The 17,546-nt window shown below is 31.7% G+C and carries 18 protein-coding genes, 5 tRNA genes, 1 pseudogene and 1 riboswitch; of the genes and pseudogenes, 7 read left to right on the forward strand and 17 right to left on the reverse strand.

Annotated elements, in window-relative coordinates; translation table 11 throughout:
- Positions 1-134 precede the first annotated feature (134 nt).
- The 3 genes from HMPREF2642_RS11040 to HMPREF2642_RS11050 all read right to left on the reverse strand — a co-directional run bounded on the left by HMPREF2642_RS11040 (position 135) and on the right by HMPREF2642_RS11050 (position 3,326).
- On the reverse strand, positions 135-1,625 hold the full coding sequence (locus tag HMPREF2642_RS11040) for an FAD/NAD(P)-binding protein (protein WP_070597874.1): 1,491 nt from the start codon (positions 1,623-1,625) through the stop codon (positions 135-137).
- 315 nt (positions 1,626-1,940) lie between these two features.
- Positions 1,941-2,792, reverse strand: a complete 852-nt coding sequence (locus HMPREF2642_RS11045; RefSeq protein ID WP_002434844.1) for a peptidoglycan release complex glucosaminidase SagB — start codon at positions 2,790-2,792, stop codon at positions 1,941-1,943.
- Positions 2,793-3,107: 315 nt separating this feature from the next.
- Positions 3,108-3,326, reverse strand: a complete 219-nt coding sequence (locus HMPREF2642_RS11050) for a hypothetical protein (RefSeq protein WP_002434817.1) — start codon at positions 3,324-3,326, stop codon at positions 3,108-3,110.
- Positions 3,327-3,534: 208 nt separating this feature from the next.
- Between HMPREF2642_RS11050 and HMPREF2642_RS11055 the strand changes: the two genes are divergently transcribed.
- Both HMPREF2642_RS11055 and HMPREF2642_RS11060 read left to right on the forward strand, forming a co-directional pair.
- Positions 3,535-4,005 (forward strand): sigma-70 family RNA polymerase sigma factor, encoded by a 471-nt coding sequence (locus tag HMPREF2642_RS11055; RefSeq protein ID WP_049427376.1) that lies wholly within the window; start codon positions 3,535-3,537, stop codon positions 4,003-4,005.
- A gap of 19 nt (positions 4,006-4,024) precedes the next feature.
- Positions 4,025-4,468: pseudogene (locus tag HMPREF2642_RS11060) on the forward strand (competence protein ComK).
- Here the strand turns inward: HMPREF2642_RS11060 and HMPREF2642_RS11065 are convergent.
- On the reverse strand, positions 4,455-4,898 hold the full coding sequence (locus HMPREF2642_RS11065; RefSeq protein ID WP_049427378.1) for a hypothetical protein: 444 nt from the start codon (positions 4,896-4,898) through the stop codon (positions 4,455-4,457). The pseudogene HMPREF2642_RS11060 and the gene HMPREF2642_RS11065 overlap by 14 nt on opposite strands.
- Before the next feature lie 155 nt (positions 4,899-5,053).
- Complete coding sequence (locus tag HMPREF2642_RS11070; RefSeq protein ID WP_002434689.1) at positions 5,054-5,767, reverse strand: transaldolase; 714 nt, start codon at positions 5,765-5,767, stop codon at positions 5,054-5,056.
- 292 nt (positions 5,768-6,059) lie between these two features.
- On the opposite strand from HMPREF2642_RS11070, the gene HMPREF2642_RS11075 reads away from it, so the two are divergent.
- The 3 genes from HMPREF2642_RS11075 to HMPREF2642_RS11085 are packed head-to-tail and all read left to right on the forward strand — an operon-like array spanning position 6,060 to position 7,139.
- Entirely contained in the window at positions 6,060-6,368 is a 309-nt protein-coding gene (locus HMPREF2642_RS11075; RefSeq protein WP_002434733.1) for a hypothetical protein, read from the forward strand.
- A gap of 55 nt (positions 6,369-6,423) precedes the next feature.
- Entirely contained in the window at positions 6,424-6,786 is a 363-nt protein-coding gene (gene crcB, locus HMPREF2642_RS11080; RefSeq protein ID WP_023350067.1) for a fluoride efflux transporter CrcB, read from the forward strand.
- Positions 6,783-7,139 (forward strand): fluoride efflux transporter FluC, encoded by a 357-nt coding sequence (locus HMPREF2642_RS11085; RefSeq protein ID WP_023350066.1) that lies wholly within the window; start codon positions 6,783-6,785, stop codon positions 7,137-7,139. The genes crcB and HMPREF2642_RS11085 overlap by 4 nt, the downstream gene beginning before the upstream one ends.
- 77 nt (positions 7,140-7,216) lie before the next feature.
- Here HMPREF2642_RS11085 and HMPREF2642_RS11090 read toward each other — a convergent pair whose 3' ends face one another.
- The 3 genes from HMPREF2642_RS11090 to metK form a co-directional block, all read right to left on the reverse strand.
- Positions 7,217-8,056, reverse strand: a complete 840-nt coding sequence (locus tag HMPREF2642_RS11090) for an aldo/keto reductase (RefSeq protein WP_049427380.1) — start codon at positions 8,054-8,056, stop codon at positions 7,217-7,219.
- 155 nt (positions 8,057-8,211) lie between these two features.
- A complete protein-coding gene (locus HMPREF2642_RS11095) occupies positions 8,212-9,120 on the reverse strand; it encodes a nuclease-related domain-containing protein (protein ID WP_002434861.1) in 909 nt (302 codons plus the stop codon).
- A gap of 110 nt (positions 9,121-9,230) precedes the next feature.
- The gene (gene metK, locus HMPREF2642_RS11100) at positions 9,231-10,424 is read right to left on the reverse strand and encodes a methionine adenosyltransferase (protein WP_023350065.1); all 1,194 of its coding nucleotides are present in this window, start codon (positions 10,422-10,424) and stop codon (positions 9,231-9,233) included.
- 108 nt (positions 10,425-10,532) lie between these two features.
- A riboswitch (SAM riboswitch) is annotated at positions 10,533-10,644 on the reverse strand.
- Between the two features lie 155 nt (positions 10,645-10,799).
- Here metK and pckA point away from each other — a divergent pair.
- Positions 10,800-12,392 (forward strand): phosphoenolpyruvate carboxykinase (ATP), encoded by a 1,593-nt coding sequence (gene pckA, locus HMPREF2642_RS11105; RefSeq protein WP_002434740.1) that lies wholly within the window; start codon positions 10,800-10,802, stop codon positions 12,390-12,392.
- Between the two features lie 77 nt (positions 12,393-12,469).
- Here the strand turns inward: pckA and HMPREF2642_RS11110 are convergent, their stop codons facing one another.
- Together HMPREF2642_RS11110 and ytkD are read right to left on the reverse strand one after the other, a co-directional pair.
- Positions 12,470-13,255 (reverse strand): alpha/beta hydrolase family protein, encoded by a 786-nt coding sequence (locus HMPREF2642_RS11110; RefSeq protein ID WP_049427387.1) that lies wholly within the window; start codon positions 13,253-13,255, stop codon positions 12,470-12,472.
- Positions 13,236-13,709 (reverse strand): RNA deprotection pyrophosphohydrolase, encoded by a 474-nt coding sequence (gene ytkD, locus HMPREF2642_RS11115; RefSeq protein WP_049427390.1) that lies wholly within the window; start codon positions 13,707-13,709, stop codon positions 13,236-13,238. Before ytkD ends, HMPREF2642_RS11110 begins: the two co-directional genes overlap by 20 nt.
- Positions 13,710-13,779: 70 nt before the next feature.
- Between ytkD and yidD the strand changes: the two genes are divergently transcribed.
- Positions 13,780-14,028, forward strand: coding sequence for a membrane protein insertion efficiency factor YidD (yidD, locus tag HMPREF2642_RS11120; protein ID WP_029625717.1), 249 nt, complete (start codon positions 13,780-13,782; stop codon positions 14,026-14,028).
- Here yidD and menC read toward each other — a convergent pair.
- From menC to HMPREF2642_RS11155, 7 genes are all read right to left on the reverse strand, one after another.
- Positions 14,025-15,026 (reverse strand): o-succinylbenzoate synthase, encoded by a 1,002-nt coding sequence (gene menC, locus HMPREF2642_RS11125; RefSeq protein ID WP_049427393.1) that lies wholly within the window; start codon positions 15,024-15,026, stop codon positions 14,025-14,027. The two genes, yidD and menC, sit on opposite strands and share 4 nt — an antisense overlap.
- Positions 15,023-16,426 carry an o-succinylbenzoate--CoA ligase gene (gene menE / locus HMPREF2642_RS11130; RefSeq protein WP_002434680.1) on the reverse strand — a complete coding sequence of 468 codons (1,404 nt, stop codon included), beginning with the start codon at positions 16,424-16,426 and terminating at the stop codon, positions 15,023-15,025. Before menE ends, menC begins: the two co-directional genes overlap by 4 nt.
- Before the next feature lie 605 nt (positions 16,427-17,031).
- Positions 17,032-17,120: transfer RNA gene (locus HMPREF2642_RS11135), tRNA-Ser, on the reverse strand.
- Between the two features lie 59 nt (positions 17,121-17,179).
- Positions 17,180-17,251: transfer RNA gene (locus tag HMPREF2642_RS11140), tRNA-Glu, on the reverse strand.
- Position 17,252: 1 nt separating this feature from the next.
- A tRNA-Asn gene (locus HMPREF2642_RS11145) sits at positions 17,253-17,327 on the reverse strand.
- A gap of 9 nt (positions 17,328-17,336) precedes the next feature.
- Positions 17,337-17,410: transfer RNA gene (locus tag HMPREF2642_RS11150), tRNA-Gly, on the reverse strand.
- A gap of 17 nt (positions 17,411-17,427) precedes the next feature.
- A tRNA-His gene (locus HMPREF2642_RS11155) sits at positions 17,428-17,503 on the reverse strand.
- Between the last annotated feature and the right edge of the window lie 43 nt (positions 17,504-17,546).

Here is a 17,546-nt window from a genome sequence, read left to right on the forward strand (position 1 = left end):
AATTGTTATTGGTTAATTGAGTGATGTAGTTAATAACTACAAATAAAATCTTACTATAATTGATTTCAAAACTCAATTTAATAGCATCAATCAAATTTTATTTATTAGTGGAATTTTATCCGTTAGTCGATAATTTACCTATTTTTTTCCATTTCTTTTTGCGTCAAATATAAGTGAGATACTGTATTCACTACTTGATCAACAATCATCTTCACACCATTACGTAATTTGTTAACACCATTTGTCATTTGACCAATGGCAATGACGTTCGTCAACGTACCATATCTTGGACTAATGACTTGATTGGTTTCAGGAATAATTTGAATGCCACCCATAGGATGTCTTTGTACAATTTGACGATTTTCAAGATTTAGCATCAATTGATCATCTTCATCTAATTGTCCGAGGTGTGTTTTAGATCCTGTTGCATTAATCACTACATCAAATAATTCAGTTTCTTGATCTTCATTATTAAATTTTAAATAAAATTGATTATTGTCATGTTGAATATCTTCTAAATCTTTCTTTATTTCAAGATATCCTTCTTCAATTAACTGTATAAGTAACTTTGCCGTTCTAGGAGGCATAGGGTTTGAATTTAATTGAATCATTTTTGAGTATTTTTCATTAAATAATTCTTGATCTCTTAAACTTAAACTATTCCAAATCCAATCTAAATTCTCTTTCAAATGCTCAATGATACTTTGAAATACTCCCATTTCTGTTTCATTATTTAAATCAAATTGTAAATCTTTAATATGGTGACCAGTTCTTCTATTCACTAATTTTTGAAAATCAATTTCATAATCCTCACACTCTTTTAAAAACAAAGCAACTGCCTTATCTAGAGGTACATTACCGTAATTATTTTCCTTAATACCATTAAAATGATCTTTAGTTAAATGAGTGAATTGGATATCTATCATCTTACCTCTTACACTAGGTAAAGAGGCTGAACGACTTGTCATTGTTATCGGCAAATTAGGATGATGTGCAGCAACATATCTCACTGCATCTAAACTCGCTAACCCAGTACCTATAATTGCAATCCTATCTGATTCATCTACATGATCTAATGTATTATATGTTGGATATGGTGTTTGGATGTATCCTTTTTTACCTTTCAAATGATAAGGATCGTGATAACTAAACGTACCAAACGTTAAAAATAAATAATCATATTCTCGCCATTCTTTATCATCTTCACATGTACATACATAATACTTTAACTTCGTATCATCTACATTTGAGTTAGTAAAGATTTCCTGAACTTTTTCATTAATAATTGTTAGATTCTCGTATTGTTGGTCGTATCGAGAAAGATGTGACTTCATATAATGACCAAAAACAAACCTTGGTAAGTACTGTGGATTCGGAAAATCAAATTCGGTTTGTTGTTGATACCATTTCCAAAATTCTTCATCATCATCTAGATTTAAACTCATTTTTTTTGAGGGCATATTTATTAATAATTCACTACTGTCATTTTGAAATGGTACACCTTGCCCCATATTTTTTGCATCGTCGTACACATCCACTTTAAGTTTGGAAAAATCTTCATGTTTAACAAGTTGTCGTAAAACACTGACACCAGCTGTTCCCATACCGATTATTGCCACACGCATATTCATCATCCTTCTATTTATGTATTCAGTTATTATACCAATTAATGTGAAAGCTTAAAAAATATATACCTTATAAACATATCCTTTACTAATTACTTTTAATCTTATATAGATATGCTAAAATCATTTTGTCGAGGTGAAATAATGAAACTACTAACAAAAATATTAATTGTATTTATCATTCTGTTCACATGGTTATCCAGTAAAAATAAAGCAAAATAACTTAAATTAAACCCTCTATAAACTTTTGCACTACTCACAAAAAAAGCATCGCTATCGAGAAAATTCTCAAAATAGCGATGCTTTTTTTAAATTCTATTTTTGATGTTCTTTATCATCTTTGTATACATATAATTTAAAGTATTTACCTTCAGTCTTCATGTTCTTGTAGAAATCTGCAATAATGCTTGCATTACTTTCAGCCCATTTAATATCTGTTGCATATTGATGTTCACCAGGATTCTTAGGGTTCCATCTCATACTATACAGCGTGTCTTGATCTTCATGAGATAAGAAATGTTTGTGAATGAAATCAGCACCACCATATATAGCTTTCTGTGGAGTATCCCAACCATGTTTCTTAGCGTATTCTGCACCTGTTTTAACAGGATCACTGTCTAATGCACCTACACCATAAAAGTTATAATATTTTTTGCCGTCGATTTCTACACCTTTAGACAATTCACTTTTAGCTGAACCTGTCTCTAAAAGCGCATGAGAGATGAGATAAACTTCATTAACATGTTTAGCTTTAGCTGCATTTAAAAAGTCATCAGTATGTTCTAATAATACTGGTCTATCAAATAAAATACGTTTAATTCTGTTTTTATCTATACCTTGATATTTTGATAAATCTAAAAATTGATATTTTTGTTTATCATTATCAATGAATTCACTACTATCCATAGCTGTTTTAATTTCAGCATCTGATGCATCACGCCATGAATCATTATTTTTATTAGATACCTGTTGACTCGTATAGTTATGTATTTGTTTCTTTGCTGCTTTATCTAGAGTTTTATCGATTTTAATTACTTTCTTTTCTGACTTTACATGTTTAAAGAATATTTGATCAGAGATCATTGAAAAGAAAATAACAGCAGCAACAACAAATACTATTAGCAATCCTATAATAGCTAAGATAGAGCCCTTTTTGTGCTTAATCATAGTCACACCTCTTAGGTCATTGTTGTTAAACTATTCAGTTTCATTACGATAATAAAGTTTAACATTATTAATTCAGATTCACAATTTTATATTGGTAATGTTACAAATTCATAAATAAATAGTAATAAAAATGAAACTAAAAAATAAAAATAGAGGTTTCACTTCTTCATCATTTTTTATTACTCGATAATAAATGAGTGTCTACATCTAATAATAGAACGTAAAACTAGCAATAAATCTCTATTATTAAGGGTATTAATCATGAGAAAAAACGTTAAATGATGATAAGCAACCTCGATTTTTATATTATATGAATTAAGACTTTTTATATTCCATCATAACAAAACTAGCCGCTTGTGAACGATTTTTATAATAATACTGATTTAAATCAATTGTCCCTTCAATTTCACCATCACGATACTTCATTTCATTAGTAAAATTATTTATCATGACGAAATCAGAACGATCTCTAATTACGTCTAAATCATCGTTACGTGCGAAAAAGTGCTCTAAATTTAAGTGTGCGTAATCCATATTAACCTCCCTTAGTGCATACCAAATTTATTTATGTTGAATTATCATTTTAATGTCAATTTTATGCTTTTTTATTTGAGTTTTAATAAGTCTATGCTTACTATTTAACACCTTATTGGAAAATTACGCAAATGATAATTTTTATAAAGTAAGTTATCTTCTTTTTATCCGGAAATAATATTTATGTACATAAATAGGAGTGCATATTTTGGAATTTGAAGAAGTTTATAAAAACTATAATAAAATTATTCATTATTTGTTAAATCACTATCACATCACTTATAATTATGATGAATTTTATCAACTCTTACTTATTAAAATGTGGCAACTCACTCTAAATTACGATGAACAAAAATCAACCTCGATAAGTACATACCTCTTCACGAGATTGAAATATCATTTAATAGACCATTTTAGGAAAGAAAATAATAGATCCAATCAAATCACTCTTGATGCCCATCTTCACAATTCTTATGATTCTACAATTCTCCTCAATGATTTTAACTTAGTGTTAGAAGACTTCTCTGATCAACTCAAACCACAAGAAGCGCAATGGCTGCGTCTTCATATTCAAGGCTTTAAACAATATGAGATAGCCCAGCACATGAATTTATCTCTAACTTCTATAAAGAAAATTAAAAACTCCACTAAACAAAAATGTTTAAATAATCTTAAATAACCATGAAGGAATGAACAACATGACTACTTATTCAACGAGACATTTACTTTATTTAAAAACTGCTATATCTAATGAGACAGAAACACGTATACAATACTCTGACTATCATATCACTGTCCCCTTTACACCACAGAAAATGATTCACTATCTACTTGAGTTGAATCACACTTCATTACAAGTGCAATCGTCAAAAGCTAAAAGATTACTAAATATAAATAAACTAATACCTATCTATATCAATCGAGATACAATTTTATTCCCACTAACACAAAAACGTGCATCAATAAAATATTTTATTAACGCACGTAAAATTATTGGAATTCACTCTTCTGTAGATTCTACTATTATCATTTTCGACAATACGACTCTACTTCGTACTTAAATCCCCTATACACTGGTATCCAAAAAATGGCAAGAAAGTTTAACTCTTGCTCAAATCATTGAAAAGACTAGCGCTTATTAAATTTTAATTCTAGTAATTTTTTTGTAAATAATGCTGTAATTATTTTAATTAAATAAAGGCTCAATATCATTATACAGATTGCTGCTATTAAAATGATAATTACTAATAAACTAGATAATTCAACTTTAGGATTAATAAAGTAATGAACTGAAGTTAAACTTGTTATCAAACCTGTTAAAAATAATCCAAGTAATAAAGCATATGTTACAACAATACTAAATAGTAATATAAAGGTTTTACCTGAAGTAGTACTTTTATGCTCGTATATATGATTTTTGAGATAACGATTAGAAAACTGAATGGGTTTATTAAAATCTACATTATCTTCACTATCTAACTGACTTAGCTTTTTATTCAATTGTTCTTTTTCTTTTTTATTTAAAAACCATAATTGTTTTTGAACCTTTTCTTTAAACGTCTTTTTGCCCATAAATTGGAGTACGCTCCTCAAATCTAATAATTACTATAAATCATAAATTATTTATCATACTGTTGCAATCACTCTTAAAAATCTTCAATGAAAAAGCAATCGATGAAGTGTTATTTCTTCATCGATTGCTTTTATAAATTAACTACAATTAAGCTTTACAAGATAGAAAGACCTGAGCTTTGAATATCTTTAGCGAAACCTTTAACTGTGTCAATTGAGAGTTCTTCAATATTACGACCCAAATTTGAATTAACTTTTTTGACCACATCAGCTGGACATGTGATGATATCTGCACCTATTTCATCAGCTTGAATAACATTAATCACTTCGCGACAACTTGCCCAAAGTAACTTAACACCTTTTTTACTATGAGTAACTTCAACAGATTCCTTCATTAAAGGTAGTGGATCTACACCAGTGTCAGCTATTCGACCAGCAAACACTGAAACATATGTAGGTACGCCTTCAGTAACAGCATTTGTAATATCTCTAACTTGTTCAATGGTATAAACTGCTGTGACATTTAATCTCACATTATCAGCTGATAATTTTTTAATTAAGGGAAGCGTTGATTCCCCTGTTGTTGTTACAATAGGTATTTTTACAAAAACATTATCACCATATTGTTTAAGGATTTCAGCTTCCTTTTCCATAGTTTCTAAATCATCCGCAAAAACTTCAAAAGAAATAGATGCATCTGGAATTGCTTTAACTACTTCTTCAGCAAATGCTTTATAATCAGTCACCCCTGCTTTAGCCATTAAACTAGGATTAGTAGTAAAACCATCAACATACTTATTATTATAAGCAGCTTTCATTTCCTCTATATCAGCGCCATCTGCAAATACTTCTACATTTAACTTCGTCATTTGTTGTTCCTCCTTAACTCAATACGTTCAATACGATAATTCATAAGTATTTTAAAACAAGATATGTATGTATATTTATAATTATAATAGAATTATAGCTTTCACGTGTTATTATTAAAACTTTATAAGATATTTATAACATGCACCGTTCACACAAGCGAATGATATGCCTTAAAATCGCTGTTTAAAAAGAGACATTAATCTTTATAATAATGATCAAATTATTTTTACTATTCTCATATTCATAAAATGTGATAGTATATTGTAATGATGTAAATCAAGGAGGCAACGTATGGCACGTTCTAAGAAATACTTTTACTTAAGTATACTTATGATTATTGTTAGTTTTTTCTTTAATACTAACAATTCTTTATTGAGTCATATTTTAGGCTCATTTATGAAATTAATGGTTGCTACATCAATAGTAAATATTATTATCTTAATTTTATCTATTATTTTTGCGGATAAATCAATTAAATATTCAAGAGAAAGTAAAGATTGGATAAAAGTAGCAAGTAAACTTCTACCTTTAATTATATTTATAGTTATTGTGATACACATTCTTTCATCACTACACACATTTGGTTTTATATTTAATTAATCAAACGTAACAAAATAAAATTAAAATGTTAAAACGTTAATGAGGTGTTAATCCCATGCAGTACATATATATATTTATTGGTGGCGCTTTGGGTGCATTACTACGTTACGCTTTTTCAACGCTTAATGATAGTTCGGGATTCCCCTTAGGCACCTTTATAGTCAATCTTTTAGGTGCTTTTTTAATGGGACTAATTGGCACTTTGACAATTACCCTATTTAAAAAGTATCCTCTAGTTAAAAAAGCAATAACAACAGGGTTTATAGGCGCCTTGACGACTTTCTCCACTTTTCAATTCGAACTCGTCCAATTATTTGATCATCACAATTTTATGATGCTTATCATATATGGACTGACAAGTTACATCCTAGGTATCATTTTCTGTTACTTAGGAGTTAAAATAGGAGGTCAATTATGAAGTTAGCTATCCTTCTTGTTATGTTAGGTGGAGGTTTAGGCGCTGTAATTAGAGCGTTTATAACAAATATATGTAATGAAAAATTCAATTCTGCTATTCCTATAGCAACTTCAATAGTTAATATTTTAGGTAGTTTTCTAGGCGGGATAACATTGGGTTCTTCAATTTCAAATGACTGGATATCACCATTTTTTATAACAGGAGTTCTAGGCGGATTAACTACTTTCTCTACACTTACAAATGAATTAGTTCATTTCATGACACCCAATTTTAAACTAGGTCATTTTATAGGATATTCACTACTGCAATTTTTAATTGGATTTATAGCTTGTTATATAGGATTTCATCTTTAATACTGTTGACTATTTAAAAAAAGACCATAGTAAAAGCACTCTGATACATGTATCAGAGTGCTTTTTTATAATCATTATTATTTATGCCCGTTATACTCGGCAGGATGCGGTCCCATTCTTTCATCTTTATTTAAACTATCAATTTTCTCCATCTGAGCATCAGAAAGTTCAAAATCAAATACATTTAAATTTTCTTCTATACGATGCGGCGTCACTGACTTAGGAATAACAACTACCCCATGTTGAACATTCCATCTTATAATCACTTGTGCAGGTGATTTACCTATCTCATTTGCGACTTCGTTGATAGTTTCATCTTCTAAAATTTTAGCATTCATTAACGGAGACCAAGATTCCATAACGATGCTTTGTGCTTCTAAATATTTACGTAAGTCTTTTTGAATTAAATATGGATGAAATTCAACTTGATTGATAACAGGTTTTATAGATACCTGAGCGAGTAAAGCTTCAAAATTTTCAGGAGTAAAATTACTTACACCGATGTTTTTAACTTTATTATCTTTGTATAAATCTTCCATTCCCTGCCATGTATCAATCATGACTGCTTCATTTGTTCCAGGCCAATGCATTAAATATAAATCCAAGTAATCTAAACCTAATTTATGAATGGTTGTTTCATAAGCTTGTGCAACATTATTACGACCATAATCTTCTAACCATAATTTAGAAGTTATAAATAAATCGTCACGTTTTAAACCTGTAGAAGCTAGCCCTTCTTTTATCCCTTGACCAACCATTTCTTCATTACCATATATTTTGGCTGTATCAATACTTCTATAACCATTTTCAATAGCATGTTTCACAGCATCTTTACATTGATCACCATTCTCAACTCTATAAGTCCCCAAACCTACTTTAGGCATCTCTCTACCATTATAAAATTGAACTGTTTCCATCATATTCACTCCTCATCTATGCTTTAGTGTCTATCATATTACGATTCATTTTAACTGTAAAAATATTAATATGATTTTCTCTCTTCAGATTTCTATACCCTGTTCAAATAAAAAAATACAAACGTAAGAAAATCAATTTCTTACGTTTGTATTAATTAATTAAAAGACTCTATTTTATCCATAATAGTTTGTAACTCGTCCACGTTATATTGAATACGTCCATGGAATACAAATTTATTAAAGAATTCATCGAGTTGTTCAGGCCCAACTAGAACCTTAACATTAGAAGCCTGATTATAATTAGAAATTGTAACATCTCCATCATTTTTAGGATTAAAATACAAAATTGAAGTTGGTGTATATTTAGTGTTTAATTCACTTTGTAAATCACCTGCAAGATTTTGAATATGTTTAATCTTCTCAGAATAATTAACAAATGATAAAGATTGTTGATCTTCATTTTGATCTAATACTAATGTTTGAGGTGTAGATTCATCTAAATCAAGTGTTTGGAATACTTGAGACATTGTTGGTAACTCTTTGAACTGAGCACCACTAATACCATTATACACATGACCTTTTAAAAGTTGAGAATCAATGATATATAAACCAGTTCTAGTTAAAACAAGATGACTGATGCGTTCGATATTATTAAATTCATTACTTGGTAGGAAGATATTTGCCATAATGTGCATATCTTCAGGACGAATTCTCTTCTCATTAACAAGACGTTCACGAATACCAATCAATCTCATATCTGTTACATATTCACTATGATTTTTAGAAAATAGTTTTAATGCATCAATTTCTCTATCTTTACTGCTTACTGTCGCATCAAAATCTTCTTTTTGTTTTGTGACAGCCTTTTTATTTTCAACTCTTTCTTTTTCTAAGGCTTCTTCATGAGATTCTTTCATATGTTGCTCTTTTTCTTTATATTGGGCTTCTGTTTGGTTTTTAATTTTCTTTTTACTGTGATTCGCTACTAAAAAGAGAATAAAGAAAAGAATTGCCACAATAATTGCAACGATTAAGCCTATAACTATCGGTGAAGATAAACTCATCACAACAACGCTCCTTTAACCATTTCAATAACTCTCATTATAATAGAAAAAAATCAATTTTTCGACATTTAATTAATATTTATTTCTCTTAATTTTGAAAGCTATGGTTATCATTCGACCGCATCTTTAAGTAAATTAACTTTGTCTAATTTTTCCCAAGGAAGTAAAACATCAGTACGGCCAAAATGACCGTATGCAGCAGTTTGTTTGTAAATAGGATGTTTTAAATCTAACATTTTGATGATTCCAGCTGGTCTTAAGTCAAAATTATTTCTAACCGCTTCAACTAGTTTAGCTTCTGAAACTTTACCAGTACCAAATGTATCGATTGAAATAGATACTGGCTCAGCCACACCAATGGCATAGGCTAATTGCACTTCACATTGATCAGCTAACTCCGCAGCTACTATATTTTTAGCAACATAACGTGCAGCATAAGCAGCTGAGCGGTCAACTTTAGTTGGGTCTTTACCACTGAAGCAACCGCCACCATGACGTGCATAACCGCCGTAAGTATCAACAATGATTTTACGCCCAGTTAATCCTGCATCCCCTTGTGGTCCTCCGATAACAAAACGACCTGTAGGGTTAATAAAGAATTTAGTATCAGCATCTAATAAATCATCAGATACTGTAGGGTAAATGACATGTTTTTTAATATCTGCTTCAATTTGTTCCAATTCAACATCTTCAGCATGTTGAGTAGATACAACAATTGTATCTATACGTTTAGGTTGATCGTTCTCATCATATTCAACTGTTACTTGTACTTTTCCATCAGGACGTAAGTAATCTAAAATTTCATCTTTACGCACATCAGATAAACGTTTAGCAAGTTGATGTGATAAGAAAATTGGTAATGGCATATACGTATCTGTTTCATTAGTGGCATACCCAAACATTAACCCTTGATCTCCTGCACCAGTCGCTTCTATTTCTTCTTCTGAAATTTCATTACGGTATTCTAGCGCTTTATCAACACCTTGTGCGATGTCTGGAGATTGTTCATCAATAGCGGTTAAAACTGCCATAGTTTGGAAATCATAACCATATTTAGCTCTTGTATAACCAATATTTTTAATTGTTTCACGCACTACTTTAGGTATATCAACATATGTTGATGTTGAAATTTCACCAGAAATAAGCGCCATACCAGTCGTTACTGTTGTCTCACAAGCGACACGCGCATTTGGGTCGTCTTTTAAAATTTCGTCTAGAATTGCATCTGATACCTGATCTGCAATTTTATCGGGATGACCTTCAGTTACTGATTCTGAAGTAAATAATCGTTTATTATAAGTCATGTTTTGCTCCTTTAATATAAATTACGAAAATTCTCTTTTATTTGAGAGCTAAATAAAAGAGCCTTCATCACTATCAAGATAGAGAGAAGGCCCTTAAACGTCCATTCGCTCTTATCGTTCAGACGATATATGTCTGCAAACGGTTTGGCACCTTTCTTTATCATAAAAGAGGTTGCTGGGTTTCATTGGGTCCATGTCCCTCCACCACTCAGGATAAGAGAATCCGTTAAGAATAATAGTACCGAATTCAAGGTTCAATGTCAATTTATGATTTTCATTAAATGCTTATGTTAACTGTGGATTAATAAAATTAATGTGTTATACTATTTAAATGTAAAGGCTTACATAACTACTATTGCTTTGGAGGGATTGAGTATGTCAGTAGACACATACACAGAAACAATAAAAATAAAAAATTTACTAGAGAAACCATCAACACAGTTTCAACTCTCAACAACTCAGCTATACAATAAAATTTTAGATAATAACGAAGGGAAATTAACTGAATTAGGTGCAGTGAATGCAAGTACTGGGAAATATACGGGGCGCTCACCTAAAGATAAATTTATCGTAACTGAACCTTCTTACAGAGATAATGTCGATTGGGGAGACATTAACCAACCTATTGATGAGGAAACTTTTTTAAAACTTTATAATAAAGTTCTAGATTATTTAGGTAAAAAAGATGAATTATACGTATTTAATGGTTATGCAGGAAGCGACAAAGATTCACGTTTAAAATTAACTGTGATTAATGAATTGGCTTGGCATAATTTATTCGCGCATAATATGTTTATTCGTCCAGAATCTAAAGATGAAGCTAAAAATATCAAACCTAATTTCACAATTGTATCAGCACCTCACTTTAAAGCTGATCCAGAAGTAGATGGCACTAAATCAGAAACATTTGTCATCATTTCTTTCAAGCACAAAGTCATTTTAATTGGTGGCACTGAATATGCCGGAGAAATGAAAAAAGGTATTTTCTCAGTAATGAATTACCTTTTACCAATGCAAGATATCATGAGCATGCATTGTTCAGCTAATGTAGGTGAAAAAGGTGATGTCGCTTTATTCTTTGGACTATCAGGCACTGGTAAAACAACCCTTTCAGCTGATCCAGAACGAAAACTTATTGGGGATGATGAACATGGCTGGAACAAAAATGGTGTATTTAACATTGAAGGTGGATGCTATGCCAAAGCAATCAACCTTTCTAAAGAAAAAGAACCTCAAATTTATGATGCAATTAAATACGGCACTATATTAGAGAACACAGTCGTAAAAGAGGATGGTACAGTAGACTTCGATGACAATAAGTTCACTGAAAATACTCGTGCTGCTTACCCTATCGAACATATTGATAATATCGTGTTACCCTCAAAAGCAGCTCATCCTAATACAATCATTTTCTTAACTGCTGATGCCTTTGGTGTGATCCCTCCTATTTCCAAACTAACCAAAGATCAAGCAATGTATCATTTCTTAAGTGGATTCACTTCTAAGTTAGCCGGTACAGAACGTGGAGTAACTGAGCCTGAACCATCGTTCTCAACATGTTTTGGAGCACCATTCTTACCATTAAATCCAACTGTTTACGCTGATTTATTAGGTGAATTAATCGATAAACATGATGTTGACGTTTATTTAGTTAATACAGGATGGACTGGTGGAAAATATGGTGTAGGACGCCGAATCAGCTTACACTATACGCGTCAGATGGTAAACCAAGCTATTTCAGGAAAGTTAAAAGATGCTGAATATAAAAAAGATGAAACATTTGGTTTAAATATCCCAGTTGAAATTAAAGATGTGCCAAAAACTATTTTAGACCCAGTGAACGCTTGGAGTGATGCAAATAAATATCATGAACAAGCTCAAGACTTAATTAATCAATTTGAGGAAAACTTTAAAAAGTTTGGTTCAGAAGTAGAACATATTGCTGAAAAAGGTGCATTCAATAAATAAATATTTCCAATTATTAAAGGGTGAGACGTTTGTCTCACCCTTTTTAATATATCTCTATCTTGATTTAAAATTTGATATCACAAATTATTTTTAGTTTCTTCAATATTGGTCATCCATTGTTGAATTTTAGATAATGTTTCTTTCATTGCTGGAGGTCGTGGCACATGACCTTCATCTAGTTGATAAAACGTTTCGTAGTACACCCTCTTAGCTGTCAACTTTTCTTCTAAATCATAAGCTTGGTGAATGCCAACTTGCTTATCTTTACCTCCATGAACAATTAATATAGGAGGGCTGGTAGAATCAATGGTTTTCATCGCGTTTCTTTGTTCATAAGCGTCTTTATCTTTTTTAGGATGGCCCACCATTCGTCTTAACATCCCTCTTAAATCAACACGTTCCTCATACATTAAATGAATATCTGAGACGCCTCCCCATATGATGAAGCTATTTACAGGTAAGTCTTGAAAGGTTAATAAACCTTGTAGTCCACCACGTGAGAATCCTATCATATGAATATATGCTGAGGGATACTTATCATGTAAAAGTCGAATTAATTGTATTACATCATTCAAATCTCCTCGATAAAATTCATCTTTACCTTCACTACCATTATTACCTCTATAATATGGCCCTATAACTAGCGTATGTTCATTTGCAAACTGCATTAATCTTGCAGCTCTTACACGACCTACTTGTCCTTTTCCACCGCGAAGATATATAACTATACGTTGAATTACATTTTGTTCTACTGGTGTCATCATTAAAGCTTTGACATTTAATCCATCTACTTTATAGGTTACTTCATCAAAATGATGCGTATGAGCGTCTATTGGCATTTTCTTAATTTTTGTAAAATCCAAGCGCTCTCACCCTTTCTAAACATTTCAATATCGTCGCATCTTGTATTAAAAAACTTTGCTTATCCTTAGGTATGTTGGAAACATTTTCAAATAGACATGGACCATTTGTCTCATAATAAGTTGAAGTTTCAATGAAATGACTTACTTCAATGAAAAATACATCTTTAAGAAATGTACTATGATCATTTGTGTTAACTTTATATTGCGCAAAATAAATACATTTCTCGGCAATTGCGCCTGTCTCTTCATATAATTCCCTTAAAACCGCATCTAATGGTGTTTCACCGCACTCAACTTTACCCCCAGGGAATTCAATTCCACGGACTTTGTGTCGAGTAAATAAGAGTTGATGATTATATATTGGAATCGTGAGTACGTGATTACCATTAGGCGTATCCTTATTCGTTTTAAAATTTAAAGTGACCGTTCGATTGTCTTTATCACGAAACTCCACAATCCACACATCCCCTCTTACTATGTTAAAATAAATCTATTAAATAATTTGTTGGAGGCGCAATACCATGATAAAAAAGATTTTTCTAGCGCTAGTTGTATTTTATCAACGTTTTATATCACCGTTGACACCACCTACTTGTCGATTTTATCCAACATGTTCGGAATATACGAGAGAAGCAATCCAATATCATGGTGCATTTAAAGGGCTTTATTTAGGTATACGCCGCATTTTGAAATGTCATCCATTTCATAAAGGCGGTTTCGATCCAGTACCATTAAAAAAAGATAAACAATCGACATCAGAACATAAACATTAAAGTTTTGTTAGTTTAGTTTTTTGTACTTTAGGGGGAATAAAATGAATCATTCCCTCTTTTAAAATGCCTGAATCTCTCACTAAATCTTCTTCAAAGTAATATCCGGAAGGTGTAACATCACCTGGATAATCTCCCTCTTTAGCTAACATTGCTGTAAAATATCTACTTAATCCAAATTCATACATGCCACCGACTACAAATTTAATATTTTTTTCTTTTAAAATATCTATTGCCTCTAAAACTTTATCAATACCACCTAATCTATACGGCTTTAAAACAACTAATTGAATAGGAAATTTTTCAATAATTGAAACAATATCTTTGATAGAAGTCGCCTTCTCATCGATAGCTATAGGTGGATATTCGCTCACATTCATTGCATTTAAATTCTCTAATGATTTAAACGGTTCTTCAATATATATGATATTCGCTTGATTAACCTCACTAATCTTTGAAAATGATTCAACATTCAGCGATTCATTCGCATCAAGTGCTAAATCACAATGAATATCATTTTGATGTATAGCATTGATATCTTCAACAAGTTGTGAAGACCACTTAAGTTTAACACGACGTGGCTGTGTTTCATAAAGCTTATGTAACTTTTCATTTGTTAAACCACTTATTGTCGCACCATAGGTTACTGAGAAAGATGATAACTCATGATACATTTGATAAACTGCCATAACGATAGCTGAACGAGTCGCTGGGGTCTCCTCAAGTTGCTCTAAATAAACAGACCACTCTCTAAATGAATTAAATTCTTTGTCAATAAGCTGAGGTATCCACTCATTGAGCGTATGGACTGCTATATCTATCGTTTCATCATCATACCAATTCGTCGTAAACGCATTACACTCACCATAAAAAGATTGACTATCTTGGGTTACTATTTCAACAATTAAACTTTCACGTTCATAAAGTTTAACTTTAGGTGTAATAATGGGAGATTTGAAAGGTTGTTTATACGTGTATAATTGAATAGCTTTAATAATCATAATTGGTTTCCTTTATATGATACTTTGCTACGTTGTAGTTTTCCTGTAGAGGTATACGGTAAATTCTCTACTTGATAGAAGGCTTTAGGCACTTTATATTTTGCTAAATTCTGTTGAAAATGGTTTAACAATTCTTCTCTATTGACTTCATTTTCAGAAACAAAATAAAGCACAGGAATTTGTCCCCAAGTATCATCAGCAACACCTACACATACTGCATCAGAAATTTCATTAAATTGTTTAGCAACTGTTTCTATTTGGTATGGATAAATGTTCTCTCCCCCACTTATAATTAAATCTTTACGACGATCATAAACCATTACGAAACCTTCTTCATCTATCTCAGCAATATCTCCAGTTTTGAAAAAGTCGTCTTCAAATGTATTAGTCAAATTCTCAGGATACAAGTAACCATTCATCACATTTTCACCTTTGATAAGAAGTTCACCATGACCATCTTGATTAGGATTCTTAATTTTTACTTTTACATTATCACTCGGTTTACCAACTGTATCATGTTTTTGAGCTAACATTTCAGGTGAAGCTGTTAGAAATTGCGAACATGTTTCTGTCATACCGAAAGAGTTATAAATTGGTAACTGATTGGCAAGTGCTTGCTCTATCAGATTAGAAGAAAGTTTTGCTCCTCCAAGTAAAATTTTTTCTATTGAGAATGGTTGTGTAAGACCACCATCCATCAACCATTTTAATGTTTGAGGAACAAGTGAGACATGCGTCATGTTTTCATCTTTAATAATATTAAGCATCTTATCAGTATTAAATTTACCAACTAAGCGAACCGTGAATCCCTCAATGACTGATCTTAAAATAACGCTCAGACCAGAAATATGATAAATAGGTAAAACTGATAGCCACTTTGTATGTTGATCAAATCCTAAACTTTGTTTACAACCTGTGGCACTTGCTAAATGATTATGGAACGTTTGTGGCACAGCTTTCTGTGGGCCTGTCGTTCCAGAAGTGAACATAATAGATGCAATATCTTCTAAATTGAATTGCTTAGATTGGAGTTGTTGAGGTGCAAAATTTCTAAGACCTTCAATGTTGTATAATTTAAAATCCTCCATTGTTAGAGGCATCGTATGTAATATGGTATCAACACGAACTGATTTCATCTGATTTCTCATTTCTTGCTCAGTTAAACGCGTGTTGAGCATCGCTATTTCGATTTGAGCAATCCAACAAGCATGTATAAGAATGACCGAATCTAAATCATTTTTAATAAATAAACCTACTCTTTTCTTATGAAGTGACTGAATGTAGCGTGCCAAATCATAAGCCTTCTCATACAGCTCACTAAACGTTAACGATTGTTCATCAGTGGCCACTGCAATTTTATCTTTATTTAATTGTGATTGTTCTTTTAACCAATAACCCACAACGCATTCCTCCAAAATTAAATACAATACTCATTATAACGATTCACTGCATAATTATCAGTACTTTAGCTTAAAATATATAGGGGGTTAACACGTTATTTTTGATAAGCATATATTAATTATACCTTTATGAATGTTATAATATTAAATAAGATTTACTATGTTGAATTAATATATAAATATATAATTAAAATAAATTCATACAGATAAAAGGAGGAACTCATATATGGTAACGTTTATAATGATTTTTCTTTTTGTTTACTCGCTTGTTATAACAATGATGTATTTTAGTAAAGATAAGAAATGATGTTTCCTGTCGCCACAGAAAGTGATTCTTAATAAAAGAATTTGAGAACAAAGAAGATTAAGAAGTAGTTAAATATTTAAATGAGATTTTCTGTGACTAAATTAGAAAATGTTGTGACTATAATAAAGCTTAATTATCATACTCATAGTCACAATTTGACTAAAAATTTAAAATGAATAAAAACTATTCAGAAGTAGAATTTTACAAAACACATCCAAAGTGTTGATACAAAAGGATTTAAAAGAATGCAAAAAATTAACGCTTATAATGGATTTAAACCATTATAAGCGCGTTTGTACGGAGAGTGAGGGATTCGAACCCTCGAGACGCTTGTGACGCCTACACACTTTCCAGGCGTGCTCCTTCGGCCAACTCGGACAACTCTCCACTATTGAATTTTATTTAAGATATAAAAAAACAGAAGCGATATTTCACTTCTGTTTGTATGACTCCTACGGGACTCGAACCCGTGTTACCGCCGTGAAAGGGCGGTGTCTTAACCGCTTGACCAAGGAGCCATGGCTCCACAGGTAGGATTCGAACCTACGACCGATCGGTTAACAGCCGATAGCTCTACCACTGAGCTACTGTGGATTAATAAAATGGAGCGGGTGATGGGAATCGAACCCACAACATCAGCTTGGAAGGCTGAGGTTTTGCCATTAAACTACACCCGCGTAGTATAATACGATTATGGGGCGGTTGAAGGGAATCGAACCCTCGATTGTCGGAACCACAATCCGATGCGTTAACCACTTCGCCACAACCGCCAAAAATAGCGAATGGTTCAGGACAGAGTCGAACTGCCGACAC

This window comes from Staphylococcus sp. HMSC055A09, from assembly GCF_001809655.1.
GTDB classification, from domain to species: domain Bacteria; phylum Bacillota; class Bacilli; order Staphylococcales; family Staphylococcaceae; genus Staphylococcus; species Staphylococcus capitis.

What these genes read in the sequence shown, in the direction of transcription:
- HMPREF2642_RS11045 (WP_002434844.1), bottom strand. Translation starts at nt 2,792, where the DNA reads ATGATTAAGCACAAAAAGGGCTCTATCTTAGCTATTATAGGATTGCTA.
- crcB (WP_023350067.1), top strand. Translation starts at nt 6,424, where the DNA reads ATGCAGTACATATATATATTTATTGGTGGCGCTTTGGGTGCATTACTA.
- HMPREF2642_RS11090 (WP_049427380.1), bottom strand. Translation starts at nt 8,056, where the DNA reads ATGGAAACAGTTCAATTTTATAATGGTAGAGAGATGCCTAAAGTAGGT.
- HMPREF2642_RS11065 (WP_049427378.1), bottom strand. Translation starts at nt 4,898, where the DNA reads ATGGGCAAAAAGACGTTTAAAGAAAAGGTTCAAAAACAATTATGGTTT.
- HMPREF2642_RS11075 (WP_002434733.1), top strand. Translation starts at nt 6,060, where the DNA reads ATGGCACGTTCTAAGAAATACTTTTACTTAAGTATACTTATGATTATT.
- metK (WP_023350065.1), bottom strand. Translation starts at nt 10,424, where the DNA reads ATGACTTATAATAAACGATTATTTACTTCAGAATCAGTAACTGAAGGT.
- menC (WP_049427393.1), bottom strand. Translation starts at nt 15,026, where the DNA reads ATGATTATTAAAGCTATTCAATTATACACGTATAAACAACCTTTCAAA.
- pckA (WP_002434740.1), top strand. Translation starts at nt 10,800, where the DNA reads ATGTCAGTAGACACATACACAGAAACAATAAAAATAAAAAATTTACTA.
- HMPREF2642_RS11085 (WP_023350066.1), top strand. Translation starts at nt 6,783, where the DNA reads ATGAAGTTAGCTATCCTTCTTGTTATGTTAGGTGGAGGTTTAGGCGCT.
- HMPREF2642_RS11040 (WP_070597874.1), bottom strand. Translation starts at nt 1,625, where the DNA reads ATGCGTGTGGCAATAATCGGTATGGGAACAGCTGGTGTCAGTGTTTTA.
- HMPREF2642_RS11050 (WP_002434817.1), bottom strand. Translation starts at nt 3,326, where the DNA reads ATGGATTACGCACACTTAAATTTAGAGCACTTTTTCGCACGTAACGAT.
- HMPREF2642_RS11095 (WP_002434861.1), bottom strand. Translation starts at nt 9,120, where the DNA reads ATGAGTTTATCTTCACCGATAGTTATAGGCTTAATCGTTGCAATTATT.
- HMPREF2642_RS11070 (WP_002434689.1), bottom strand. Translation starts at nt 5,767, where the DNA reads ATGACGAAGTTAAATGTAGAAGTATTTGCAGATGGCGCTGATATAGAG.